Source organism: Streptomyces sp. SCA2-17 (assembly GCF_044336695.1).
This window is the reverse complement of the sequence record NZ_CP117521.1, coordinates 6,598,933-6,622,865: the sequence shown is the minus strand read 5'-3', so window position 1 is coordinate 6,622,865 and position 23,933 is coordinate 6,598,933. Positions and strand designations below refer to the sequence as shown.

26 protein-coding genes, 1 tRNA gene and 3 pseudogenes are annotated in these 23,933 nt (G+C 67.9%); 7 read left to right on the top strand and 23 right to left on the bottom strand.

Translation table 11 applies throughout. The features are described 5' to 3' along the window. Window positions 1–6 precede the first annotated feature (6 nt). From PS271_RS29490 to PS271_RS29470, 5 genes are all read right to left on the bottom strand, one after another. Window positions 7–1,404, bottom strand: coding sequence for a cytochrome P450 (locus tag PS271_RS29490; protein WP_398386094.1), 1,398 nt, complete (start codon window positions 1,402–1,404; stop codon window positions 7–9). Beyond that, entirely contained in the window at window positions 1,404–2,684 is a 1,281-nt protein-coding gene (locus tag PS271_RS29485; protein WP_398386093.1) for an aminotransferase class V-fold PLP-dependent enzyme, read from the bottom strand. Before PS271_RS29485 ends, PS271_RS29490 begins: the two co-directional genes overlap by 1 nt. Continuing rightward, the gene (locus PS271_RS29480; RefSeq protein WP_398386091.1) at window positions 2,684–4,111 is read right to left on the bottom strand and encodes an amidase family protein; all 1,428 of its coding nucleotides are present in this window, start codon (window positions 4,109–4,111) and stop codon (window positions 2,684–2,686) included. The genes PS271_RS29485 and PS271_RS29480 overlap by 1 nt, the downstream gene beginning before the upstream one ends. A 144-nt stretch (window positions 4,112–4,255) precedes the next feature. Continuing rightward, on the bottom strand, window positions 4,256–5,476 hold the full coding sequence (locus PS271_RS29475; RefSeq protein ID WP_398386090.1) for a beta-ketoacyl-[acyl-carrier-protein] synthase family protein: 1,221 nt from the start codon (window positions 5,474–5,476) through the stop codon (window positions 4,256–4,258). 70 nt (window positions 5,477–5,546) lie between these two features. Further along, complete coding sequence (locus PS271_RS29470) at window positions 5,547–5,750, bottom strand: acyl carrier protein (protein WP_398386088.1); 204 nt, start codon at window positions 5,748–5,750, stop codon at window positions 5,547–5,549. A 411-nt stretch (window positions 5,751–6,161) separates the two neighbouring features. On the opposite strand from PS271_RS29470, the gene PS271_RS29465 reads away from it, so the two are divergent. The 3 genes from PS271_RS29465 (at window position 6,162) to PS271_RS29455 (ending at window position 8,263) form a co-directional block, all read left to right on the top strand. Continuing rightward, window positions 6,162–6,923 (top strand): arylamine N-acetyltransferase family protein, encoded by a 762-nt coding sequence (locus PS271_RS29465; protein WP_398386087.1) that lies wholly within the window; start codon window positions 6,162–6,164, stop codon window positions 6,921–6,923. A gap of 111 nt (window positions 6,924–7,034) precedes the next feature. After that, window positions 7,035–7,238, top strand: coding sequence for an acyl carrier protein (locus PS271_RS29460; RefSeq protein ID WP_398386085.1), 204 nt, complete (start codon window positions 7,035–7,037; stop codon window positions 7,236–7,238). Window positions 7,239–7,264: 26 nt separating this feature from the next. Further along, a complete protein-coding gene (locus PS271_RS29455; protein WP_398386083.1) occupies window positions 7,265–8,263 on the top strand; it encodes an aldo/keto reductase in 999 nt (332 codons plus the stop codon). Between the two features lie 147 nt (window positions 8,264–8,410). Here the strand turns inward: PS271_RS29455 and PS271_RS29450 are convergent, their stop codons facing one another. Next, window positions 8,411–9,532 (bottom strand): tyrosine-type recombinase/integrase, encoded by a 1,122-nt coding sequence (locus tag PS271_RS29450; RefSeq protein ID WP_398386081.1) that lies wholly within the window; start codon window positions 9,530–9,532, stop codon window positions 8,411–8,413. Window positions 9,533–9,739: 207 nt separating this feature from the next. Further along, window positions 9,740–10,087 (bottom strand): helix-turn-helix domain-containing protein, encoded by a 348-nt coding sequence (locus tag PS271_RS29445; RefSeq protein ID WP_398387112.1) that lies wholly within the window; start codon window positions 10,085–10,087, stop codon window positions 9,740–9,742. A gap of 778 nt (window positions 10,088–10,865) precedes the next feature. On the opposite strand from PS271_RS29445, the pseudogene PS271_RS29440 reads away from it, so the two are divergent. Both PS271_RS29440 and PS271_RS29435 read left to right on the top strand, forming a co-directional pair. Next, window positions 10,866–11,296 (top strand): annotated as a pseudogene (locus PS271_RS29440) (glutamate ligase domain-containing protein); the annotation flags it as partial. Between the two features lie 123 nt (window positions 11,297–11,419). Further along, a tRNA-Met gene (locus tag PS271_RS29435) sits at window positions 11,420–11,493 on the top strand. Window positions 11,494–11,636: 143 nt separating this feature from the next. Here PS271_RS29435 and PS271_RS29430 read toward each other — a convergent pair. From PS271_RS29430 to PS271_RS29395, 9 genes and pseudogenes are all read right to left on the bottom strand, one after another. Next, window positions 11,637–11,999 carry a hypothetical protein gene (locus tag PS271_RS29430; RefSeq protein WP_398386080.1) on the bottom strand — a complete coding sequence of 121 codons (363 nt, stop codon included), beginning with the start codon at window positions 11,997–11,999 and terminating at the stop codon, window positions 11,637–11,639. Window positions 12,000–12,147: 148 nt separating this feature from the next. Beyond that, window positions 12,148–12,990 (bottom strand): annotated as a pseudogene (locus tag PS271_RS31395) (NsdA family TPR-like regulatory protein); the annotation flags it as partial. Next, on the bottom strand, window positions 12,956–13,402 hold the full coding sequence (locus PS271_RS29425) for a hypothetical protein (protein ID WP_398386078.1): 447 nt from the start codon (window positions 13,400–13,402) through the stop codon (window positions 12,956–12,958). The pseudogene PS271_RS31395 and the gene PS271_RS29425, both read right to left, overlap by 35 nt. Then, on the bottom strand, window positions 13,402–13,740 hold the full coding sequence (locus PS271_RS29420; protein ID WP_398386076.1) for a hypothetical protein: 339 nt from the start codon (window positions 13,738–13,740) through the stop codon (window positions 13,402–13,404). Before PS271_RS29420 ends, PS271_RS29425 begins: the two co-directional genes overlap by 1 nt. A gap of 86 nt (window positions 13,741–13,826) precedes the next feature. Beyond that, window positions 13,827–14,225, bottom strand: a complete 399-nt coding sequence (locus PS271_RS29415; protein WP_398386075.1) for a hypothetical protein — start codon at window positions 14,223–14,225, stop codon at window positions 13,827–13,829. 215 nt (window positions 14,226–14,440) lie between these two features. Continuing rightward, window positions 14,441–14,671 carry a hypothetical protein gene (locus PS271_RS29410; RefSeq protein WP_398386073.1) on the bottom strand — a complete coding sequence of 77 codons (231 nt, stop codon included), beginning with the start codon at window positions 14,669–14,671 and terminating at the stop codon, window positions 14,441–14,443. Window positions 14,672–15,014: 343 nt separating this feature from the next. After that, a pseudogene (locus PS271_RS29405) lies at window positions 15,015–15,545 on the bottom strand (kinase); the annotation flags it as partial. Between the two features lie 8 nt (window positions 15,546–15,553). Then, entirely contained in the window at window positions 15,554–16,066 is a 513-nt protein-coding gene (locus tag PS271_RS29400; RefSeq protein WP_398386071.1) for an NUDIX domain-containing protein, read from the bottom strand. Between the two features lie 92 nt (window positions 16,067–16,158). Continuing rightward, the gene (locus PS271_RS29395) at window positions 16,159–16,632 is read right to left on the bottom strand and encodes a GNAT family N-acetyltransferase (RefSeq protein ID WP_398386069.1); all 474 of its coding nucleotides are present in this window, start codon (window positions 16,630–16,632) and stop codon (window positions 16,159–16,161) included. 196 nt (window positions 16,633–16,828) lie between these two features. Here PS271_RS29395 and PS271_RS29390 point away from each other — a divergent pair, with 196 nt between their 5' ends. Continuing rightward, window positions 16,829–18,475: an IS1182 family transposase gene (locus PS271_RS29390; protein ID WP_398387110.1), complete on the top strand. Its 1,647-nt coding sequence runs from the start codon at window positions 16,829–16,831 to the stop codon at window positions 18,473–18,475. A gap of 101 nt (window positions 18,476–18,576) precedes the next feature. Here the strand turns inward: PS271_RS29390 and PS271_RS29385 are convergent, their stop codons facing one another. The 5 genes from PS271_RS29385 to PS271_RS29365 all read right to left on the bottom strand — a co-directional run bounded on the left by PS271_RS29385 (window position 18,577) and on the right by PS271_RS29365 (window position 21,731). After that, window positions 18,577–19,584, bottom strand: coding sequence for a terpene synthase family protein (locus PS271_RS29385; RefSeq protein ID WP_398386067.1), 1,008 nt, complete (start codon window positions 19,582–19,584; stop codon window positions 18,577–18,579). Window positions 19,585–19,688: 104 nt separating this feature from the next. Beyond that, window positions 19,689–19,874: a hypothetical protein gene (locus PS271_RS29380; RefSeq protein WP_398386065.1), complete on the bottom strand. Its 186-nt coding sequence runs from the start codon at window positions 19,872–19,874 to the stop codon at window positions 19,689–19,691. Window positions 19,875–20,114: 240 nt separating this feature from the next. Continuing rightward, complete coding sequence (locus PS271_RS29375) at window positions 20,115–20,414, bottom strand: hypothetical protein (protein WP_398386064.1); 300 nt, start codon at window positions 20,412–20,414, stop codon at window positions 20,115–20,117. Window positions 20,415–20,637: 223 nt separating this feature from the next. Beyond that, window positions 20,638–20,856 carry a DUF397 domain-containing protein gene (locus PS271_RS29370; RefSeq protein ID WP_398386063.1) on the bottom strand — a complete coding sequence of 73 codons (219 nt, stop codon included), beginning with the start codon at window positions 20,854–20,856 and terminating at the stop codon, window positions 20,638–20,640. A gap of 2 nt (window positions 20,857–20,858) precedes the next feature. Beyond that, window positions 20,859–21,731, bottom strand: coding sequence for a helix-turn-helix domain-containing protein (locus PS271_RS29365; RefSeq protein WP_398387108.1), 873 nt, complete (start codon window positions 21,729–21,731; stop codon window positions 20,859–20,861). Between the two features lie 392 nt (window positions 21,732–22,123). On the opposite strand from PS271_RS29365, the gene PS271_RS29360 reads away from it, so the two are divergent. Next, window positions 22,124–22,306 carry a hypothetical protein gene (locus PS271_RS29360; protein WP_398386061.1) on the top strand — a complete coding sequence of 61 codons (183 nt, stop codon included), beginning with the start codon at window positions 22,124–22,126 and terminating at the stop codon, window positions 22,304–22,306. Between the two features lie 20 nt (window positions 22,307–22,326). Here PS271_RS29360 and PS271_RS29355 read toward each other — a convergent pair whose 3' ends face one another. Continuing rightward, window positions 22,327–23,487 (bottom strand): helix-turn-helix domain-containing protein, encoded by a 1,161-nt coding sequence (locus PS271_RS29355; protein WP_398386059.1) that lies wholly within the window; start codon window positions 23,485–23,487, stop codon window positions 22,327–22,329. A 15-nt stretch (window positions 23,488–23,502) separates the two neighbouring features. Continuing rightward, the gene (locus PS271_RS29350; RefSeq protein ID WP_398386058.1) at window positions 23,503–23,922 is read right to left on the bottom strand and encodes an NUDIX hydrolase; all 420 of its coding nucleotides are present in this window, start codon (window positions 23,920–23,922) and stop codon (window positions 23,503–23,505) included. Window positions 23,923–23,933: the final 11 nt, after the last annotated feature.

The following is a 23,933-nucleotide window of genomic DNA, read 5'->3' as shown; positions in this document are numbered from 1 at the left end:
CGAGTGTCAGGCATGTTGGGTGCCTGTCTTTCGTTGCGGCTGGCGGCATCGGGTGTCGCCTGCGGGGTCCTCGTGGTGGCGTTGGCAGAGCTTTTGGCTGCGTGCGTGGGCGACGATGACGCAGCCCAAGACTAACTGGGTGAGGCTTCGGGTGACGTTCTCCCAGTCGTCGCGGACCCGCATCAGCCTGAGGACACCTGCCGGGCGCGCCAAGGCGGTAGCGCGGGGCATCAGGACGCACGGGGCCCGGTTGGGCATGGACCGGGTGTGGCCGGCACTGGAATACAACGCAAAGCGCGGCAAGATCTCGGCAGTGACAACGCGCAAGAACAGTGTCGACAGCCCGCGGGCAGGACAGGGCCGGTTCCCGCCTACACCGAAGGGAATGAAGGTGGCGTCCTTTGGCGACAGGCTCAGCCACCGGTCCGGATCGAAACGGTCCGGGTCCGTGAACCCGGACCGGTGGTATGCCTCGTAGTCGAAGAACAGCACAGACCCTGCCGGAAGGGTCTCATCGCCGATGTCGATGGGACCGGTGGTGATGCGCTGGGAGATACCGAACAGGGGATACATGCGCAGCGACTCGTTGATGGCACGATCGTAGAAGGCAGTGTCCGCGGGATCGTCCGCCATCTTCCGCTGAATCTCCGGATGATGCGCAAGGGCGAACAGCAGGTGACTCAGCCCCTCGGCGAGCTGCGCGACGCCGGTCCCGAAAACGTTGCCGTGCAGATACAGCGCCTGCTGTTCGTCGTCCAGGGACGCGGGGAGTTCGCAGGAGATCGCGCCCGCTTGGATCCGCTCCAGCAGGTAGGCGGTCAGCGCGGCCCGCCGGTCCAAGTGACGCAGCCGGGTGAACTTGGTCGCGCCGAGGGCGTCGTCTGCGTTGGCGGTGATCAATTTTCGGGCCCCGGGTGGACAGGGGGTCCGAAAGACGAGCTCGTGGAAGAACTCGGCCGTCATCTCCATCGCCACATCCCGCAGGCGGACGGTTCTCGGACTCGCGGAATCCGTCCCGTCCAGTACCCGGCGGGCACAGCGCCGGGCCAAGTCCTCGACGTCCAGCCCTGAACCCGTGAGAATCGCCCGGGTGCAGCCCGCGAGCTCACTGTGGAACGGACCGGACGACATGTGCTCCTGGTGGACATGGCCGACCGGATGGATCAGGTACCAGATCAAGTCGGAGAGTTTCGATCCCGGTCCTCGTCCGTGGGCGTGGGGGTGGGCGTACACCTCCCTCAGCCGGTCGGCACCGATCCGCGGTCCGGGAATGGTGACGTCCTTCTCGCTGCCTGCGGCGGCGAGGACGCGGTTGCGTGCGGTGATGACCTGGCGCGGGAGCCAGCTCGGCAGGCTCGCGGCAACAACCGTTCCCGTGGCGATGAGGAGGATGCGTTTCACCATCAGAGTTCCGCGAGGGCGTTGATCGCGGCGGTCACGTGGCCGGGTCCGTTCATGAGGCCCGCGCACAGTCGTGCGGCCGGGTCGTGCATCTCGGGGGTGATGGTTCCGTACACCTTGTGCTCGGCCAAGAGGCGCAGCACCTCACGGGCGGGTAGATCCCGGTGGCGGAAGCACACCAGCTGGGACGCCACTGACTCCTCCAGAGGGCTCACCAATTCGAGGCGGGGAAGGGAGTGTACTTGCAGTCGCAGCGAGTTGTTCAGCTCGGCGAGCCTCCCCGCGACGCGGTTCCGCCCGAGGGACTGGTGGAAGGCCACGGCATCGGCCACGGCGAACCGGTTCTCGAACGCCTGGAATCCCCCTGGCGACATCCATTTGGCCCTGGTCGGTGGCAGTCCTGCGCCGGCCTTGAGGGCCTGCCAGTAGTCGCGGTCCAGGATGACGGCCGGGAAGGCGGGGTCCAGTTGGGCCCACGCCTCCTCGGCACCCCATACGAAGCCGGTGCCGCGCGGGCCGAGCATCCACTTGTGTGTCCCCGCCGCGAAGAAGTCGACGCCGGTGCGCGCGACATCGACGTCCTCGACCCCGAGCCCGTGCACGCCGTCGATGACCAACAGGCACCGGTCTTCCTCCGCCCGGCCCTCATTGGCCACGGCGACGGCGTCCGCGAGGAGGGGAAGGGAGGCTTTCACCCCGGTGCACGAGTGCACCCACGGGACACCGACCACTCGTGTTCGCGGTCCGATGGCCGCCGCCACCCGTTCGGCGATCTCGTGCGTGGTGGCGTGTGCAGGATCGTCGTAGAGCCGGATGGCCCGCAAGGTTGCACCGTGCCGCTGAGCGGCGAATCGCGCGGCCTCCTCATGGACCAGATGGTCGTGCATGCTGAGCACGATCTCCTGGTCCGGGCGCAGCCTCAGACCGCTGTACACGACACCGAGTCCGGTGCTGGTGTTGGCGGTCAGCGCGATGTCCTCCGGCCTGCCGCCGATGTACTCGGCGAGGGCTCGTACGACGTCGCCCTGCAGTCCGTTGTGGATGCCGTACAGGTCTTTCTCGGCCCACAGCACGTTCCGCTCGAAGGCGACGCGGTAGCGTTCCACCGCTTCCCTGACCGGCAACGGGAGCGGGGCGAGGAAGCAGCACGTCATGTGTGCCTCGGCCGGGTCGAGCGCGAATTGCGCACGCACCTCGTCCCAATCGGGGCCGGCCTCCGGGCCACTCTGCGAGCATGCCTCGACAGGCGGTGTCGTGGTCGTCGTGCCACCAACAGACGTCATCACAGGTTCTCTCCCTCGTCATTGGTGCGCGGTCGCCGCCCGGCGTCCCGCCATGTCTGCTCGCAGGCTCGCGCGACCGCCAGGAGAGCGCTGTCCGTGCCGGGTGGGAACTGCAGGTCGATGCCGAAGGGCAGCCCTCCGTCGTCCCGTCCCGCAGGAAGACTGATGGCGGGCCAGCCCAGGATGCTGGAGGCATGGGTGTTGCGGGCCAGCGTCTGAAACGTGGCCCAGTACCGGTCGGTCGACTCGTTGAAGACCGCGGGCCGCGGGGCGGAGATCGGGGTAGTGGGCACGATGATGCCGTCGAGCCCGTGATCTGCCAGGTATCCGCGCAGCAGCCGGTCGAGGTGTGCCCGCTGTTCAAGGGCCGCCGCGTACGCCTCTTCGGTGCCCCCGCCGGCCAGGCCGCGCACGATCCCCGCGACGTCGCCGCTGGCCACGCGCGCGGCGACATCGTGGAACCGCAGCGAGGTGGCGTGTGCCGCGAGGTAGCGATCGACACCGCGGGAGGTCTCGTACAGGAGGATCGGCAGTCCGCACTCGCCCGACACCTCCCACGCCCCCTCGGGCAGGTCGGTCTCGATGATGCGGGCGCCTGCCTCTTCCAACACGGCAAGGCGGGCTTCGAACGAGGCTCGGAGCGCAGTCGTCATGTCCTGGCGGAACGTCGGCCGGGGGGAGACCAGTCGCAGCCCCTTCAGGCCCGGACGTCCGCCGCCTGTCGCGGGTGTGTCGGGGGAGGAACGGATGACGGCGTCCAGGGCTCGGACGTCATCGACACTGCGCGCCAGCACCCCGACGGTGTCCCGCGTCCAGGACACGGTCACGACGCCCTCCGTCCGGTAGGCGCCCACGGTGGGCCGGAATCCGACCAATCCGCACAGCGCGGCCGGCAACCGCACCGAGCAGCCCGTCTCGGTGCCCAGGGCCGCCGTCACCACCCCCGCGGCCACCGCGGCCGCGGAACCCCCGCTGCTGCCACCGGCGATCCGATCCGGCCGCACGGGGTTCCGTACCAGCCCGAAGGTCGCGTTGTCGCTGGTTACTCCTAGGGCCAGCTCGTGCATGTTGGTCTTGCCCAGGATCACCGCCCCCGCCTCGCGCAACACCCCTACCGTCGGAGCGTCGTGGGGAGGCCGGTGCGTGCGGAGGGCTGGCGTTCCCGCCGTTGTGGCGAACCCGACGGCGTCGATGTTGTCCTTCACCGCCAGCACCACGCCCCGTAGCGGCAGCTCGCGGCTGTCACCGCAGTGGTCGAGCCGCTCGGCGGCGTCGAAGGCGGCTTCCGGGTCCACCTGTGTGAAGGCGCGAAGGCAGCGGTGCCGGAGCTCGGTCTCCGCGGACCGGCGGACTTGCGCCACGACCGTGGAGCGGCCTCGCGCCACCGCCTCGATCGCCTCGGCAACCGTGCCTGTGCCCTTGCTCACGAGGCGCCTCGCCGGAGCTGCGAATCCGATGACTCGGGGCACACGCGGGCACTGCCCTGGGCCCTGACCATCACTCTCCTCCTCAAGTGGTGGGGCGCCATGTCGGCGGGTCGCCGTGGCTGGAGCTGGTGCGTCACGACGCCCCTAGAGAACACGCGGGTGCCGGAGGACGACGGCGGCGTTGTGCCCGCCGAACCCGAAGGAGGTGCTGACAGCGGTGTCGACCCGGTACTCGCGAGGGGCCTTCGTGACGAGGTTGATGTCCAAGGCAGGGTCGGCGCGATCAGTGTGGGCGGTGGGGGGTACGAGGCCGCGTTCGATGCTAAGGACGGTCAGCGCGGCCTCGATCGCGCCTGCTGCGCCGAGGGCGTGGCCGAGGCTGCCTTTGACGGAGGTGACGGACGGCCTGTGGGGGAAGAGGCGCCCGATCATGAGGGCTTCGGCGGCGTCGCCGAGCCGGGTGCCGGTGGCGTGAGCGTTGACGTGCTCGATCGCCTCGGCAGCGAGGTGTGCGTGCCGGAGGGCGGCTTCGACGGACTGCTGGGCTCCGGCGGCGTCCGGTCGGGGGGAAGTGGGGTGATGGGCGTCGGTGCTCTGTCCGCAGCCGGCCAGAACCGCGCGGACGGGTGCCTTGCGGGCCCGAGCGGTCTCGACGCGTTCGAGTACGAGGACGGCCGCGCCTTCGGCGACGACCAGGCCCGCGCGGTCGGGGGCGAAGGGACGGGACGCGGCGGCGGGGTCGTCGTTGCCGGCGGCCAGGGCCCCGCAGCGGTGGAATGCGGTGACGACAAGCGGGGTGGTCCCCGCTTCGGCGCCTCCGGCAAGGACGACGTCGCACTGACCGGTGACGAGCAGGTCGTGCGCCACGGCCAGGGCGGTGGTGCCTGTGGCGCAGGCCGTGACGGGGGCGAGACTAGGACCGCGGGCGCCGACGGCGAGTGCGACCTCACCGCAGGGGGTGTTGGCCAGAAGCATCGGAAGGCAGGCAGCGGAAACCCGGCCAGGACCGTGGTCGGTGAGCTTGCCCAGCTGGTCGTGCCAGACGGCAGCACCACCGAGGCTGGACCCGATGACGACTCCGACGCGCGGAGCCTCCCACGTGCCGGGGTCAAGGCCGGCCGCGGCAATCGCCTCCCGCGCGGCGGTCAGTGCGAGCTGCGAGCTGCGGTCCAGGCGCCACAGGGTCATGGGGTCGACGGCGTGCTCGACGTCTGGGGCACGGCAACTGAAGGTGACAGGCATTCCGGCCAGGGCCGGGTCGGTGGCAGCCGTGGAATCGCCCCGGCACACCCCTTCCCAGGTTGCTTCGATGCCCGAGCCGGCGGGGGTCACCGCGCCCAGGCCGGTGATGACCACGTGCGTCATGAGCCTCCTTTGATGGGGGGTGTTCTGATGCGGCGGTCGTACCTGCCTGATGCCCGGGCCGGAGGCCTTCTCAGCAAGCGGCGGCAGCGGAGGCCAGCGACATGCCCGGGAGGAGCTCGGTGTCCCGCTCGGTGTGCTCACTCACGATGACCGAGAGTTCGGCCACGGCGAGCGATTCCAACCCCACGTCGGTGAAGGTCGCCTCCGGGCGCATCCTGTCCCGCGCCACCCCGAACCTGGTCGCCAGCATCTCGGTGAGTTCGTGGTACGTCATGGTGACTGATCCTCTCGTCAGAGGGGAGAACGGCTTCTGACCTCCAGTAAAAGGGAATCCAATATGACAAGTGGATAATCAACGAGTCCATTTCCCTTTTTCCTGGTTGCGGCACGCAGGTCGCAACATAGCCGACCCTCAGGTGGCTGTGCCAGTGCCACGATCCGTTGCACGTAGTCCCGTTGGGGCGACGGCGTCAACCTCTGTGGCGTGATGCCACAGACGGGTGATCGTCACCCGTTCGGAGGTCGTGCCCGCCGAATATTGGGGCACGATCACGAGCAGCAAACAGTGCCGCGCCGCTTTCACTCCGACGGTGTCCGCGGCGATCTCCCACTGCTGAGTCACCGATCGGGCAGCACCCGACCAGCCAATGGAAGCACCGGATTGGATTCCGAGTTGGATCCCCAGATGACCCAGGAATACCTCGACCGGATCGGCGTGACGACTATCCGCTCTCCACAGCCGGAATTCCTCAGCGAACTGCAGGAACGCCACCTGATGTCGGTTCCGTACGAGAACCTCGGCATGCACCTGGGAGAGCCCGCACTGTTGGGCGACGGCGCCATCGACAAGGTCGTACGGCAACGGCGCGGCGGCGGCTGCCAGGAGTTGAACGCCTCGGCACTCGCGTCCCTCCTGAGCGCCCTCGGATTCCGCATCACCTTGCTGAGCGCCTACATGTTCAACGGGGGCCGCCCGAGCTTCGCGCTCTGCCACCCCCTGATCCTCGTCGACTGCATATACCCGTGGTTCATTGATGTCGGGTTGGGCGTATTCGGTCCTCGTCATCCGCTGCGGATGGATCTGGTCGGCCCTCAGCACGATCCGCAGGGCACCTTCGAGTTCGTCGCCGGCCCCGACGGAGACACCGACCTCCTGCGCAATGGGGCGCCCATCCTCCGGATCGAGGCACGTCCCCGGGTCGAGAAGGATTTCATGGCCGGATTCTGGTGGGTCTGGAGTTCCCCCGAGTCCTACCACCGCACCCACGTGTACTGCACACGATTGACCGAGAACGGATCCATCGCCCTGCGCGGCGACGTGCTGACCCGAATTGAGGGCACGCACACGGAATGGACCGCACTGGCGGAAACCGAGCTCGCACCGGCCTACGAAAAGCACTTCGGTATTACGTTGGACCGGCTTCCACCCCTTTACCGGCAGAACTGAAGACCATACCGAACCGTGTCCGCACCTCCGTCTGCTCCGTGCGACGCAATGCGGCTTCAAGGAGGCCGACCCGTCGTCCCTAGTCCCTCGCCCAGGACAGGATCATCCATCATGACCTACGACGAGCTCACCGAAGTGCTGGCCACCAAGTTCCGAGTGCAGCGGGAGCTGATGAGCCCTGCGGCGACCTTCGCCGACGTCGGCCTCGAGTCCCTCGCATTGGCCGAGCTCTCGGCCATCATCGGCGTTCGCACGGCCCGGCACATCGCGCTCCATCCGACCATGCCCCTGCTCTCCGCGACCGGCAACTCCTGAACCGGCGTCGAGAAGCGAGGAACACCGTGAGTACGATCCCCACCACCAACCTGGGCGCCGGCGGTCCCGTCGTCGGCGTGCAGGGGCTCGGCTGCATGTCCATGAGTGGCTGTTACGGCGGCACTGATGCCGCCGAGGCGATGGCCACCCTGGAGCACGCTCTGGAGCTGGGCGTCACGCTCCTCGACACTGCCGACATGTACGGCTTCGGGGGCAACGAGGAACTCATCGGCCCGTTCGTCCGAACGCACCGCGATGACGTGGTGCTCGCCACCAAGTTCGGCGTCGAGCGGAGCGAAGGCGACCATCTGCGCTATGTGGTCCGCAACGACCCGGCGTACATCCGCCGGTCCGTGGACGCGAGTCTCCGCCGCCTCGGTGTGGAGCACATCGACGTGTACTACATGCACCGGCGCAACCCGCGGATTCCGCTGATGGAGTCGGTGGGCGCCATGGCAGAGCTGGTCCGGGCCGGCAAGGTACGACACCTGGGCCTGTCCGAGGTCAGCGGCGACGAGTTGCGCGAGGCGCACGCGGTTCACCCGATCGCGGCCCTGCAGTCGGAATGGTCCGTGTTCTCGCGCGACGTCGAGCACGGCGCGGTGCCGACCGCGGCCGAGCTGGGCGTGGCGTTCGTGCCGTACTCGACACTCGCGCGAGGCTTCCTGGCCGGGAGCTTCGGCCGCGCCGATGACCTGCCGGTGAACGACCCCCGGCACTATCAACCACGATTCACGGGCGACAACGCCGCACACAACGAGACGCTGCTGTTGCCCATGCGGAGGATCGCCTCAACGCGCGGAGTGACCCCGGCACAGGTGGCGCTGGCCTGGGTGCATCAGCAGGCGCACGTACATGCGTTGACCGTGGTGCCGATCCCCGGCACCCGCAAGCCCGGTCGTCTGGAGGAGAACGCCTCGGCGACAGCGCTGACGCTGAGCACAGAAGAACTGGCCGCCCTGGACGCGATCGCGGACCAGGTAGCGGGCGACCGCTACGCGGACATGAGCAGCGTCTCGCGCTGACCGCCGCCCGGCGGTGGACTGTAAGGTGCGGATCAACGTGCGGGGCCATGTCGTACAGCGCCTGCAAGGCTGCTCGACGGCGCGCAGCAGGTCCACCTCGATAGGCCAGCCACCGGCGGTGCTCGCGCCCTGGCGGTTACCACCTCCCTACGCGGCCTCCACGAGCGCGTCGAACTGCAAGGGCAGGCTCAGCTCTGTCTCGAGCATGAAGACGGAGTCCATCACCGTCCGCAGGCGTTGCGGGGCGTCGGGCATGATGTGGGCGTAGGTCTGGTGGGTGATCTTGGGGTCGCGGTGGCCGAGCCATTCGGCCATATCGGTGACGGGTACACCCTTGGACAGGCCGGCAGAGGCGAAGAAGTGCCGGAGCCAATGTGGGGTGATCTTCCTGGTGATGCCGGCGGCTTTCTTGGCGTTGCGCCAGAGCCGGTCGACGAGGGAGTACATGAGGATGTTGGTGCGTCCGACGTTGGAGAACAGGTAGTCCCCTGCGATCCGGTTCAGCCCGTCCTCGACGTGGAACGTGCCGTGCATTCGCAGGTGTTCGCGGATCTTGGCGGCGATGGTGGCCGGCAGGGGGACGGAGCGTCCTTCGTCCTGGTCCCGCCACTTGAGGTGGCGGATGCAGTGGGCGCGCCCCTTGCCCTTGGTCACCGCCTTCTGCCGCTTCGTGGTGGGTTCCTCGTTCTCCCCGTCCTGGGTGATCTGCCGGTCGACGTAGAGAGTGCCGTTGTCGAAGTCGATCTGCTGCAGGGACACCGCGCTGGCTTCGCCGATGCGCAGGCCGCAGCCGGCCATGAGCCAGACCAGGAGCCGGTACGGGCCGGGGAGGTTGGCGGCGATGGCTTCGAGCTCCGCCAGGGTGGGCAGGTGGATGGTCTTCTTGGTCTTGCGCTTGGCGCGGGTGCGTCCTGCCTTGACCTGCTGGCAGGGGTTCTTGGCGATGTAGTCGTTGGCGAAGGCGAAGCTGAAGACCCCACTGAGGGTCTCGTAGCGGTTGATGGCGGTGCTGGCTTCGTAGCCGCGGTCCTCGACCATCCACTTCAGCCAGGCCTTGAGGTCCTTAGGCTTGATGGCCCCGATGGCCCGAGCGCCGAAGTACGGCTCCACGTGAAGGCGGAGGCTGGTCTCGTAGGCGTAGCGCGTGCTGTTGACGCGTTCGTCACCGCCGATGTCGATGAACTCGCGGTAGACCTGAATCAGCGGGGTCAGGAAGCCAAGGGGTTCGATGTAGGTGCCGAGGTCCTTCTCCCGCTCAACCTTGTCCACGAAGGCATCGGCCTGGCCCTTCTTCCGGAAGGACTTCTCGCGCTGGCGGCCGGTGCGGCCTCCGGGCTCACGGTAGCGCGCGGTCCAGGGGTGACCGCAACGTGTCTGATCACACGGGTAGTGCCTGTTCTCCTCGTCTTCCTTGCACTTCTGAAATACCCTGGCCAAGCTATGCCGTCCGCCCCGTGCTAATCGTGAAGTGCTGCATCATCCGTATCTGCGGTCCAAGTAGGCCACCACGTCGCGCTCGCGGAAGCGAAGCAGACGGCCCACCTTTTGGGGCTTCAAGCCCCAGCCCTGGTACTTGTTCTTGATGGTGTTCTCGCTGACCTTCAGCCAATCAGCCACCTCCGCCGGTGTAAGCAGGCGGTAACTGCCACCCTGCGCCAAGACACACTCCCTCAATCGTTCCGATTTCCGAGCGCAGCCGTCCCCGCGGCTAACTACACCTTCATGGTGCGGAGAAATCCCGGTTTGGCTAACCGGAGATCGTCGGCTATGTATGGCCGTCGCCCGGGTGAGGGGCGCTCCTGCTGTAAGTCGGCCAGTTGCCATAAGGCCAGCCAGTTCGATGTCGGTCTCCAGCACGACGAAGTCGTCAGCGGTGCGGCGGCCAAGATTGCGGGACCAGGGCGCGTCCCCGGACTCCGGCAGCGCGGGCGATGTGCCGTTACCAGCACCGGGATTACCGGCAAAGCGTACGATGAACCTGCCCACGTCGGACGTCGCGTTGCAGCAGCTCCTCTGCAATAGGCCGGCCGCACTGACTTTGAGGCGTAGGGCGGTGGCCCGGGCCTCGTGGCCTTGACGTTGCTGCGCCCCAGGCTTCCGCTGTGCCGAGAGCGAAGAGGACCGTAGCGGTGAAGCGTAGGGAACTAAGCACAGTGTTGGATAGGTGGGCTCCTTGAGCGTGCTCCCTATCACGAAGCAAGGACGGCGAATGGGCGCGGCCTCATAAGGTGGGCCGGTAATGACGGTTGACCAGCGCTCGGCTTGCGAGACCCTGCACCTCCATTGACCTGGTGTTTCCGGGGGACGCTGTACGTTGACATGGCCCCGGGAAACATTCCAGCCCTTGGAGGTGTTTCGTTGTCTGCCGTGGGCGAATTACGGCGGAGATGCATTCACATGCGCCTGCGCACGGCGGGGTTACAACACGAAAGGGGCTTGATCGATAGCCCCAGAGATGTCGCCCGGCTGAGGCCGAGCACGGGTTCAAATCTCGCCCTTCAGATCCCCCCTCAGCCGCTCGCCGGCTCGCTGCGTGGCGTGAGCCCGCCCAGCGCCACTACCTGCTGTCCGGCCAGGTCCCAGCCGTTCCGCAACCGAGTACCGCTTCTCGCTCAAAGGCGAGGTTAAGGGGGGCCAGGTCATCGACTCATGCGCGCACCACCCCACCGAGATGGCCGCCGGCCTGGAGGCCATCCGGGGCGCTGGCGGCTCGCGCATCCTCGCCGTCTTCCAGCCGCACCTCTCCGCACCCAGGAGCCGGGCGCCGAGATTGGCCAAGCCCTCGCGCCGACCAACGCCTCCATGGTCCTCGGCATCTGCCCGGCCCGCGAGAACCCGATCCCCGGCATCGCCAGCGAGCTGATCACCGACGCCGCCCGGTCCGCCGGCGATGACGTCTGGCCCGAGCACGCCATATCCGCCGTCCCGGACGTCGTCGCGAGAATGATCCGCCCCGGCGATCTCGCTCTGACCTTGGGCGCCGGCAATGTGACGTGCATCGGTCCGCGCGTCCCCGCCGGCCTCGAAGTCTGATCGGCTTCCACTGCTCCGGCCCCCGGCCCCCTGCACAGCAGGATGCGTCCGCAGCGGCGCTTCCGTAGCAGGGGGGACTGGTTCGCCTCCGCCGGGCTGATGCCGTACTGTTCACCGTACCGACGCGGGGTGGAGCAGCTCGGTAGCTCGCTGGGCTCATAACCCAGAGGTCGCAGGTTCAAATCCTGTCCCCGCTACTCACACGTGAAGGCCCGGCATTTTCCGGGCCTTCACTGTTTCCTGACCTGTCCCTCGGCGATAGGACCACTGCTGTGGCAGTCCTGGGAACACTCCTGGGCAGTCACACCGAACGGCGGTGGTCCGAAGTCGAGTTTGGAGGTTAGGCGGTGCGTTCCAGGAAGTCGCGGACGAGGGGGACTTCCTTGCGGATGGCGAGTTTGGCCCGCAGGTCGTCCAGGGTGGAAGTGCCGCGGGCGGAGGAGAATCCGCCCATGTGCTCGACTGCTCGGTGGGCGGTCTCGACAGCGCCGTCGAGGTCGTCGAGGGAGATCCGGGCCTCGGCTTCGCGTGCGAGGTAGATGGCGGCGCCGCGCGGGAAGTGGTCTTCTTGATAGGCGTCGGCGGCCCGGAGTGTGGTCGGAGCGGCGGTGAATTGGATCAGTGCTTCCTTGGGGCGGCCGAGGTTGAGCGCGCAGGAGCCGGCCAGCATTTGCAGCTCGCCGAGGTTGACCCAGTACCGCAATCCGGCTCTTCTTGGGGCGAGCAGTCGCGTGCTTGGTCGTAGGCGTCCAGGGCAGCGTTCTGCGCGCGGGCCGAGGCGCGGGTGATCGCCGGCGTGAGCGTGCGCCACGGCCCAAGCGGGCATGGAGCATGGAGATCATCCTCGGGGAGCCGATCGAACGGGCCCGGCCGAGGGCATCGGTCACCAGGTCGGCTGCCCCCTGCGGGTCTCCGGTGGAGTAGCGCATGATCGCCCAGACGGCGAGGGTGTTGGCTGTGACGACCGGGTCGTTGGAGGAGGCAGCCGCGCGCAGGGCGGCCAGGTAGTACTCCTCGGCCAGGGCGTGGTGGCCGGAGTCGTAGGCGGTCCAGCCGCAGATCCGGGCGGCCTCCGCCGCGGCTGCGTGGAGCTGTCGGCCGGTCTCGTCGGAGTATGCGTTGTTTTTGAGGGCCGAGATGATCAGCCGGAGCTGGGCACGGGCGGAAGTGTGCACCTGGCCGGATCCGAGTTGGTCGTCCTGGCGCCGCAAGATCGCCAGTGCCTTGTCGAACAGAGCTGGGGCCTGGCGGCCGATCCATCGGCCGCATGGTCGGGCTACGGCGGGCTCGGCGCCGGCAACCCCGGCGAGAACCGGGGCTATCCCCGTGACGACCAGGAATCCCCTGCGGTCCATCGGTCCTCCCGTCGAGGCCACGCGATCCAATAGGTCAATCGTGGTCTGTGGATCCCATGGGGCGTCAAGTAGTGGCCACTCGCGGATACATGCCAGCTTGAGCCACTCCGGCCACGGCCGATCCGTGACCTCCTCCTCCGGGATGCCGTGCAGGAAGGCCATCGCCTTCTGAGCGCGCATCTCAGGAGTGACGCCGTGCCGGGTCCAGCGCGTGACCCGTTTGCGCTCCGTCTTCGTAATCCGTCCGTAGCCGAGGTGACGGTGCGCGGCGTCCAAGAGCGTCAGGTAGTGAGGGGCTGACCAGCTATTGAGGTGGAGCAGGTAGGCCAGCGAACGCACCCTTCTTCGACAAAAGGAGCTGCGCAGAGAGCCGCTTCTTGAAGACGGTGGCCCGCTCCAGCGGGTTGGCCTGGACGTTCAGGACGTGCAGGAGCGGGTGGTCGGTGAGCGTTTCCGCGAACTGCCGCTCGTCACCACCACGTCCGATCTCGACGGTGAGAGCACCGGGGTGTTTGGAGATCGCCTCGACTGACTTGAAGGTCCAGATACTCCGCTCGTATCCCTCCTGGATGACGCGGTCGGGTCCCAGCCCGTGGCGCGGTTCTCGGTGCCCCATACGGTCGTGGTGCCCGCGTAGGTCATGGAGACGTATGAGTTGCCGATCGGCCCGGCTGATTTCTCTTCCCGCGGCAGACGCGGGGCGCGGGACGAGGAGGCGGCGGAGGCCGGGCAGGAACTGGCGCTGCGGCATCAGGCCCCCTCGCTGGCCAGCCACACGCCTACCGCGGCGAGGGCCGTGCCGACTTCGGCCCAGCCCAGCAGTGGAAAGTACGCGAAGGCGCAGCACACGGCGGCCGCGACCACGATGGTGCTGATAGTGCAGGTGACGGCGCGGGAGACCTTGGTCCTCGGCGGTGCCAGGAAGCGGAGGGCCGCGAAGGTGCCCGCGGCCGCCACGCTGCTGCTCAGTACCGGGTGCATGGCGCCCAGGGCAACGAGCACGACGAGGATGCCGGCGGCGGCGAGGAGCAGTCCGGCGGCTTCGCGGGCGAGGCTTCGCGGCGAGGGTGTCTCAGGCGGTGTACTCACGGCGCGCACGATGGGGGCAGCGTGGCGTTAGTGTCGCGCGCTGGTTGGGAAGGTGGCCAGGGGCGGCTGGGAGAGGACGTGCGCAGTCAGCGGGGCCGGCTGACTCCGGCCATGTAGGCGCTGATGCCGCGCCGCCGGATTTTCTCACCAGGGATGATCTTGGTGCCCATCGGGGGCGGCGGGATCTTGCGCTTCTTGCGCGTCGACTGGTCCCCGCCGATCAGGTGCCTGTTGTCCACCTTTTCTGCGCAGTCCTCACCCTTGACCTCGTCGTACGGGCGTCGGCAGCCCTTGCAGTACACCTCAAGGGCGTCGACGCGCTGGCCGGCAGTCGCTTTGAAGGAGCCTCGGAAGTCGGCGATGCTCGCGATGCGCGGTTCCACCTGGATCTCAGCGGCGACGACCCAGGTGTGAGAGAGGTCCTGGGGCGGTTCGGCCGGCGGGATAGGAGGTGCGGGAGGCGCTGCCTTCGTCTCCACCTTCATCACCGGAGCCTGTGAAGCCGGGGCGGGCTTTGACGGGAACAGCGGTTCCTGCTAGAAAGCCCGGCCCGCTGCCCGTGAGAGGGGAGCAGTAGCAGTCGTCACCCATTCCTCCGCGCCGATTCGCTGGCGGGATTGACACAACAGCCGACCTCTTTCACAGCGCGGAACGTCAAGCGACCGTGATCTGTTACACCGGCCGCTGGCCGAGTCCGCTCTTACCCCAATGCGGACAGCGTCCACTGGTGTGCCGGGTCGGTGAGCCATTCCACCGTCTCGGGGTCGTCCAGCAACAGCTCGGGGTCTTGTACGCCGACCCTCCGCATGAACTCCACCAGGTCGGCATCACGGAAGGCGCGACCGAGCGGCTGTTCGACGCCGCCTTGGCGAGCGGTTACGCGACGCCCGCCGCGCGCGTCGATCCGGTGGACGGAGAACGGAGCAGCCACCGCTTCAGCCTCCGCCGCCGTCGACCGACCGGCACGTGGTAGGCGGCCGACCGGGCGGTCACGGCGGCGGGGCGAGTTCGTCGAGGAGCGGTCGCAAGGCCAGGCGCAGCTTCTCAGCCGTGTTGTCCGTCCGGGTCTGTTCGAACACAGGGGTAGCCCGGGTGATCAGGTCGGTCAGGCGGCCGGCAGGCGCCTCACGCAGGCTGGCCCGCAGCTGGGGCCCCGAAAGGCCACGGCGTGCCAGGTCCTCGGCGAAGGCCCGTTCGACGTCGGCGGGGTTCCAAGTGCCGGAGCCGTACTCGTCGAGGAGCGCCGCGGCTTCCCGGCGGGTGCTGTCCGCGGTTAGCCCGGACTCAAGCATCACCCGGTTCGCCGTCTCGGTCAGCGAGCTGGACGAGGGGACCACGGTCTCAAGACTGCCCGGCAGCAGGTCTCCGGGCCGGTACCAGTCCCGCATCTCCTTCTCGCCGTATTCGCTGGCCTGCGGCTTGGACGCGTGACGGCGCAGGGTCTCTTCGAACGGGATGTCGAAGTAATACAGATGGGTGTGGCCCCGGTGGTCACGGACCAGCGCGTCAATCATCGGGCCGTAGTGGGCGGCGTACAGGATGCCTTCGAGGACGACGTGGAAGCCGTGGTCGAGGGCGTAGCGCGCCGTCACGTTGATGAGGCCGATGTTCGCGCCGTCGGGGGTGTCTCGCTCGCGCAAGATCACGCGGCGGAGGTTGTCCTGACCGACCAGGGCGATGCCCCGGCCGTAGCGCTCGCGCAGCTCGGTGGCGACCGAGGTTTTCCCCGAACCGGAGTTCCCTCGGAGGATGACGAGCCGGGTGTCCTCGGTTCCGAATGGCGCCGGCTGGGGCTGCTCGGACAGCTCGGGCCTCACTCGACGTCTCCGGCGTAGAACGCGTGCGCAGTGCCAGCGGCTGCCTGGGCGGCGAGCCCGGGGAGCAGGGCCTGGAGGAACGGGGGGATCATCGACAGGCTGGCGACCTTTTCGAGCGGGACCCATTCGATGCCGGTCTGGAGGGCGTCGTGCTGGGTGCCACCGAGGGTGTCGGGTTCGTGCAGGATCTCGCACCAGAAGACGGCCTCGACACGGTGATGACCGGTCTCCGCCGGGATGTTGCTGTCCGGGTGGTTTCCGGCGATGTGCTCGCGCAACAGGAGCATCTGGCCTGCTGTGACGCGGACGCCGGTTTCTTCGAGGACTTCGCGCTCGGCGCAGGCGGCCAGGGTCTCGCCGGGCTGCTGTCCGCCGCCGGGGAGCCAGTAGTTCTCGGCGTTCGGGTCAGGCCAGGTGCCGCGGACCATCAGCACGTGGCCGTCGCGGACGACGAGGCCGGAGGCAGCGTTGCGGAGATAGAAGCCGTCGGCGGGCTGCTGAGTCGTCATCGCCCGTACGGTAGTCGCACTGGGTGCGCCGTCGTCCGGTGTTCTCCGAGGATGTACCGGTCGGGGTGACGGGGCTCGACGGTCCGGCGGGCTCATCGTGCTGGTCGCCAGACCATGCGCTGGTAGGGGGTCGGCCGGAACCCCAGCTCCTCGTATAGGCCGATGCCGGACTCGGTGGCGGTGAGAGCGGCCGAGGAACAGCCCTGGGCGGCGAGCCAGTCGCGGGCGGCCCGGGTGACACGGCGGGCGTAGCCGCGACGGCGGTACGCGGGGTCGGTGGCGACCTGGTGGATCTCGCCATGCCACAGGGCGAGCGAGGCGTGGCCAGGAAGTCGTGGGGAGAGGCCGGCGCCCGCGCATGAGGCGAGTCTGCCGGGTGTGTCGGGGGCGTCGAGGACGAACATGGCGAAGCGGGGAGTCTCCAGCATGGAGATCAGCGCGTTCTCACACCGCTTCAGCCATTCTCCGTCCGGGGTGGGCTCGTCGTGGTTGGCGTCGAGCATGACGCGGCGGAGCCGGACGAGTTCGGGAGCGTCGTCGGGTATCGCGCGACGGACGATCGGCATGCGCGGGATCGTAGCGGTGTATTGCCGTTGCGGGAGGCCGAATGCCTACACTGCCGTGGTCCGGACGCAAGGGACGCTCCCCTCCCCAAATCCCCGACACTGTTGGCTAATCCGACCGCGGGCGTTACGTCGGCTTCGGCGATCCGTTGAGGATCTTCGAAGCCGACGTCGTGTTGTGGGGAAGGTGCCGGTATCGCTGCACGTCAGGAGTGGGAGGCTCGAGGTTCCGGTAGAAACGGCTCGGGTGGCGCGGGCCGCGTTCCCCAAGGGAAGCCTGCCGATGCGCATCCGTGACGAGCTGGGGGTCCTGTTCGATGACGAGGAGTTCGCAGAGCTCTATCCATCGAGGGGGAAGCCGGCGTGGTCTCCGGCCCAGCTCGCGCTGGTATCCCTGCTGCAGTTCGTCGAGGGGCTCTCGGACCGCCAGGCCGCGAACGCGGTGCGAGGACGCCTCGACTGGAAGTACCTGCTCGGGCTTGAGCTGACCGACCCGGGATTCGATCACTCGGTCCTCAGTGAGTTCCGGAACCGGCTGGTTGCCGGTGACGTGGGCCTCCGCCTTCTCAACCGGATCCTCGACACGGTTCAGGAGCGGGGCATGGTCAAGCACCGGGGCCGCATGCGAACGGACTCCACGATCGTCCTCGCGGCGACGCGGAAGATCAACGGCCTGGTCCGGCTCGCAGAGACCCTGCGCGCCGCGCTGAACACCATCGCCACGACCGACCCACGGTGGCTGTTCTCCCACGCCCCGCACGCGTGGTCCGAGCGGTACGCGACGCGGTGCGAGGACAGCCGCCTGCCCCAGGGAGCCACGAAGCAACAAGAGATGACGGAGGAGGTGGGCGCGGACGGGATGAGGCTGCTCACCGCCGTCTACGCCACTGACGCTCCCCCCGCGCTGCGTCGGCTACCGGCCGTTGAGACGCTGCGTGTGATGTGGATCCAGCAGTACGTCGTCGTCGACGGCCAGGTGCGCCGGCGGGAGAAGAAGGACCGCCCTCGTGCAGCCGCATGCCTGGTCACCCCCTACGATACGGACGCCCGAGCCAGCACCAAACGCGGAACGTTCTGGGACGGGTACAAGGTCCACCTGACCGAGACGTGCGAGCCGGACACGCCCAACCTGATCACGCATGTCACCACGACGGGCTCCACCGTTCAGGACTTCTCCATGGTGAGGCCGATCCACGACGCCCTCGCCGCGCAAGGCCGGCTGCCGGGGACCCATCTCGTCGACGCCGGGTACGCAACGGCGCGCGCAGTCGTTACCGCCCGCGAAATGCACGGCATCAACCTGCTGGGGCCCGTCCTGGGGTCCACCAGCTGGCAAGCGAGGGAAGGCACCGGCTACACGCAGGATGACTTCCACACCGACTGGGAGAAGAAGACCATCACCTGCCCGGAGGGGAAGGCGGCCCGCAGCTGGCTTGATGACCTTTCACCGAAAGGCACCCCGGTCATCCGCGTGAAATTCGCCTACAGCGACTGCCGCGCCTGCCCGTCGAGAGAGAAGTGCACACGCGGCACCCAGAAGGCCGGCCGCAAGATCACTCTTCAGCCCAGGGAAGAACACGCCGTTCTCTGCGAAGCCCGGCAGCGCGAGAACACTCCGCAGTGGAAACAGCAGTACTCCTGCCGCGCCGGCGTCGAGGGAACCATCTCCCAGGGCGTGCGGGTGTTCGGCCTCAGGCAGTCGCGCTACCGAGGGCTGACCAAGACCAGTCTCCAGCATCAGCTCACCGCCTCGGCGATGAACCTGCGGCGCATCGACGCGTGGCTCACTGGCACACCACGCGCCCGTACCCGGGTCTCGCCTCTGGCCGCGGCCGCGCAGCCGTAGCAGTCGCCCTGCGTTTTCCAGGCGCTGTCTGATCCGTTCGCCGCCGGGCCGCCGGGAGCCGCAGCCACCGTCGTCTCCTCCAGGCCCGGCCAGGACCCGGCCTACGCCCCCAGGACTTTGTCGAAGTAGCCGGGCCCGGTGCTGGGGATGACCTGAAGGGCGCTGGTGTAGCGGCGGGTCTGAGTCTGCCAGGCGTGGTAACCGCTCATCCAGGCCCCCATGACCTCGACATACGTAGCCACGGCGGTTCGCTCCAGGTCGGTGAGACCGAGCTGTAGGCACATGGCCGGGACCTGGAGGGAAAGTTCCTGGAACCGCTCGACGCGCCCGTCGATTTCTCGGCGGGCGGCCGTGATCGCGTCATCGCGGGTACGGTGCTGGGCGTGTTCGATGACGAGGACGAGGTTGTCCATGTCGCCGCGTGCTTCTTCCTTCTCCAGGGAGTACACGTCGTTGCACATCATGGGGACATCGACTGCGATGTCACGCATGACACGCAGCTGGGGGCTGTGGAAGGCGGCGGCGGGGATGTTGATGCCGGCGGCGCGCTCTGCGAGGGAGATGGTGAGGGCGGTACCAGCTATGCCGCGGCGGACCTGGAGGTAGGTCTCCATGTCGCCGGGGGTGCCACGAAGCCGTCCTATGGCCTCGTGGGCCTGGGCAGCGAAGTAGTACTCCCACTCGTGCGCTGTACGCGCCACCCAGCCCGGGTGCGCGCCATCGCAGCTACGCGTCCAAAGGTCGGCAAACGCCACCGAGCACGCATCCGCCCCCGAGGCGGGGGCAGCGCCGTCCACGATGTTGATCAGTTGCTGGCACACAGCCGCGGCGCGGGCGGGGTCCTGACCGAGAGGACCGTCAAACTGATCATCGAAGACGAAGAAGAACGCCATCGCGTCCGCGCACAAGTCCAGTCCCGGACCTTGAGCGTGGGGAAAGCCGTAGGCGGCCAGGAGCGGCATGTCCCACGACGCGTACCACTCCAGCGAGCGGCCCTCCCCGACAAGGCCCATACGCCGCACCCACGCCAGATTGCGCTGCCGCGCGCCCTGCAGATCCGGGCTGAGGGAGCTCGGGAAGGGCAGGTGGAACTCGATGTCCTGCGGCATGTGCCCTCCGTGAAGCAAGCTGGCCACAGCCAGGTAGAAGTCCCCACCAGCTTCCGATACGGAGTTCACAATCTCCCGGTTCCGCGGCAGAACGAAGCTGGCTGTCAGCCAGATAATGGCCGGTATCCGCCGGTCTTGTCGCGGTAGCCGAGCACATTCGCGATGACCGGGGACCCCAGGCGCTTCGCTCCCGGTGGACGGTCCTTGATGCCGCGGCGGTGGACCTGGCGCTCCATGGCGACGTACTCCTGGACCCACATCGCCCGAAGGGTCTGGACAGCGGGCAGCAAGCGAAGGAGGGTCGGGGTCTGCGGGCTGGTCACGGAGTGCAGGAAGTCCATCCCGTCGGTGCCTATCTACGGAACGCGGCCCGCGCTACCCGCACCGTCTCCGGCGGAACTTCCCCAGGCTCGCCCGCCACATCGACACCCCGCCCCCCCGCACACAACAAACACGACGGCGGTCTCCGAGAGCAATCCTCGAAGACCGCCATCACTCCCCGCAGCCGATCAGTCAGCGGGCCGTCCTGGCTAATCCTTCCCTACCCATGCGAAGACCTCAGCCCCGGTGAAGAGAACGACGGCGTCGTCGTTGTCGAGGCGAATGCGCCTGACCTCCGCGGTGTAGCGGGCCACCACGCGGCCTTCGGCGTCCACGACGTCGATGCCTTCGGGGACGGCGCGTCCTTCGCCGAGGGACAGGACAGGCACCCCGTCCACGTAGATCGGTTCCAGACTGGGCGCACCCTCGGGCTTCACCTCTGTCGCCGGGGTTGGCGTCCACTTGGCCGGGGCCGGACCCTTTGAGTTGGGTGTGAACTGCTCAGCCATGCTGCTCCCCCTACCGGTCGATTCCCTGCCGATTCCCAAAGATCCTTCCATGACCGATCGTCACGGACACGTCACTCACTGAAAGAAGGGTGCGCGGATCTACTGATGCCTGATGAGCACGAGCGCGACACCCCAGCAGCACTGTCCCTGCTGGATTCGCCAACAGTGTCAATCCCCTGGGGAGGGGAGCGTTCGGCACATGGCGATGGTATTGCTCAGGGCCCTACAGCGCGCCGTTGATGATACTGGCGCAGAACTTTGCCCACTCTTGGGTGTGGTAGCGCAGGTCGCCCTGGTTCGGGTCCTTGGAGTCTCGGACGGCGAGGCCGAGCCCGGGGAGGTCGGTGATCTCAACGCACTGGTTACCGCCGTTGCTGCGTGACGACTTACGCCACGTGGCGCCGGTCAGGTCGATGGCGTACAGGTCTTCCTTGCGATTCATGTTTAGCCGTCCTTCTCCATGATCTTCTTAATGGTCTCCCGTGAGTCATCTACGGGAAGTGCGGTGGCGAGGATGCGATCGAAGGCCGTCTCGAAGTCCGCCACGTCGTCGGTCCCTTCCACGAAGGAGCCTCCTTGCATGTTTTCGAGATTGATTACGGTGGGCCAGGGGTGCGGGAACCGTACGATCTCGAAGAGGCCCATCATCCCGGGGTTGGGGGCCATCGACATCGGCATGATCTGAATGGTGACGTTCGGCAGACCGGCCATGTCCAGCAGGTGCCGGAGCTGTTCCCGCATGAGCATCGGCTCGGATGCGAAGCGCTGGTGCAGCACGGCTTCGTGAATGACGGCCCAGAAACTGAGTGGTGACCTGCCGTTGCGCGCGGTCAGTACCGCTTGGCGCGCCTTGCGGACCTCCGCGAGCGCGTTCACCTCGTCCGGCGTGCGGTTGAAGGCGGTGGCGGCGATGATCTCTCTGGCGTACGCGCCGGTCTGGAGCAGGCCGGGGATCAGGTTCGGGGAGTAGATGCGCGTGCTGTCGGCGTCCGACTCCAGTGACAGGTAGTCCTTGTAGTTGGCGGCGACGACATCGCCGTAGGTCTGCCACCAGCCTCTCTTGCTGGCGTCTCTGGCCAGGGCGTCGATGGCCATGAGGATGTCCGGCGAGTCCACGCCGTAGATGCCGAGCAGCTTGGATGCCTCAGTGGGCTTGATGTGTGCCTTGGCGTTCTCGATCTTCGAGAGCTTGCTGCGGTCCCAGCCCATGATCTCGGTGACCTGGTCACCGCTCATACCGGCTTCCTTGCGGAAGCGGCGCAGGGCTTCGCCGAGGCGGCGCCTTCGTAGGGTGGGGACTGGTAGCACTGTCGGCATTCTCCCGATTTGCCTTCCTGTGCGCTGGCGAGGTCGCGATGGGGTGTTGCGCTGACCCTGCGGGGGCGGTTGGCCGGGCAACAGGGTTTCTTTGCCTTGCAGTTGGGCGTCCATGTTGACGGTACGGGGGCAGCATGAAGCCAGTCGGGGGTTCAAGGCAATAGAACAAGCGTATTTCTTTGGCGAGTTGAGCTAGCAAGGTTGCCAACTGGTCGAGAAAGTCGGCATGCTGCCTGAGCCAAGGTGATGCGCATCACGTTCGCGCTCATCCGGTGATCAGTGCGCGGCGGCTCGTCGTCCCCCGACGGATGAAGCGGCGGGCCGCCGCTGCCGGCCGCTACCTTCACCGCTCGTCCAGGAGCCTCCCCATGCCCGTGTTTCCTGGTACCGCCATGTCTGGACCCGCCCCCCGCGTCCAGGAGAAGTACGAGATCCCCGCCGAGTCCCCCATTGGCGCCCGCTTCCGGCAGGCTCACGGGGACACGGCGGACTGGCCCGCTGACGACTTCGAGGTCTACTGGGACCTCGCCCGCGTAGTGCCCGTCCCCGACCTCGGCCCCGGGCAGACCCAATGACCGCGCCTGCAGCCCCGCTGCTACGCGGCCATCTCCTGTCGCATCCGGTCCAGCGCCTCGCCGACCGCGGCCCGGATGTCCGGCAGCCGCTGGCTGGTGGCGCGCATGATGCGCTGCAACTGATGCGGCAGCCGCTGCACCACCGCTTCGCCCACCGCCACGTCCAGGGCCTCGGCCGCCCCCGTGCCGTCGCCGCCGAGCAGACGGACTTGGGCGACGGTGATCAGCTCGATCACCCTCCACTGCGGCGCTACGGTCGACGAGCGTGCTGGTCGGTCCTCCGCGAGCCTTATGGCCGCCGGTGCGCGGCCCGTCGCGAGGAGGCCGCGCAGGCGGATCTCGTGCAGGGCGTATGGGTTGAACAGCGAGGTGTGCGCCGCGGTGTCGAGAAGCCGGCCAGTCTCGCGCATCACCGAGTCGAACAGCTCCTGGTCACTGAGGGCACCCGCTGCGCGGGCCAGGAGCGGCAGGACGGCGGCCCGGTCGTCGAGCGTGGGTGCGATGGCGGCGGCGTGGCGCAGGCGCTCGACGGCTGCTCCGGTCAGGCGGGCCTTGCGCAGTTCGTTGCCGTGCATGCGCAGGATGCCGGAGAGCAGGCCGGAGTCGTGGCCAAGGTGGCGGGCGGCTTCGAGGCTGCGGGCGGTCCATCGGGCTGCGGTGGCCAGGCGCTCTTCGGGGAGCACGTTGCCGAGGGCGACGCCGAGGCCGAGGCGGGCGTGGGCGAGGAGCCGTACGACGTCGCGTTCGCTGTGGCCGTCCTCGACCCGGGCTTCGAGGCGCGCGACGAGGGGCCACAGTTCGGCGACGGCTTCGGAGGCGTGGCCGGACTGGCGGGCGATCTCGGCGAGCCGGACGGTGGACTCGCCGAACTGCAACATCGCCCGGTGGTCGGTGTCCGCGACGTCCGTCACCCCGAGGATGTGCGGCGGGAGGCCGAGGCATTCCGCGACGCGGCGTCGGGAGCCGACATCGTCCAACGAGCGTTTGCCCAGTTCCAGGGCCGAGACGTACGTCTTGTCGTAGCCCAGGATCTCGCCGAGTTCGGTCTGGTTGAGCCGGTGCACGGCCCGGTGGAAGCGCAGGATGACGCCGAGGTCGCGGGTGGCGAGGACGGCCTCGGCCTGCGGGGTCGCCCAGTGCCACACCACATGGCGGGCGGCAGGACGGGACGCCGGAAGCATCGTGTTGCCGGCCGGTCAGCGGTGTCGCTGTCCGTACCAGGCGGCAATCGCGCGCTTGTACCCGTCGGGCATGTTCAGCCCCGGCACCTCGTCGGCCGTGAACAGGGCGATCTCCTTGTGCTCGTGGCTGACGACCGGCGTCCGGTCCGGGGTAAGCACAGTGCAGCCGTAGGTCACGATCAGGACGCGCCGGCCGGGGATCGGCTCGTAGATCCACACGCCACCGTCGATGAGCGGTCCGGTCTTCACCTCCCAGCCGGTCTCCTCCAGCAGCTCCCGCTCGACCGTCGTCTCCGGACTGTCGTCGTCGTGCTCGAGACGGCCCCCGGGCAGCTCCCACTCCTGCCTCTCGTTCTTCAGCAGAAGTACGCGCTGATGGATGTCGAGTGCGACGGCTTTGACGGAGACGGGCCAGGTCGGGGGCGTGTAGGTCATCGCTGCTGTCC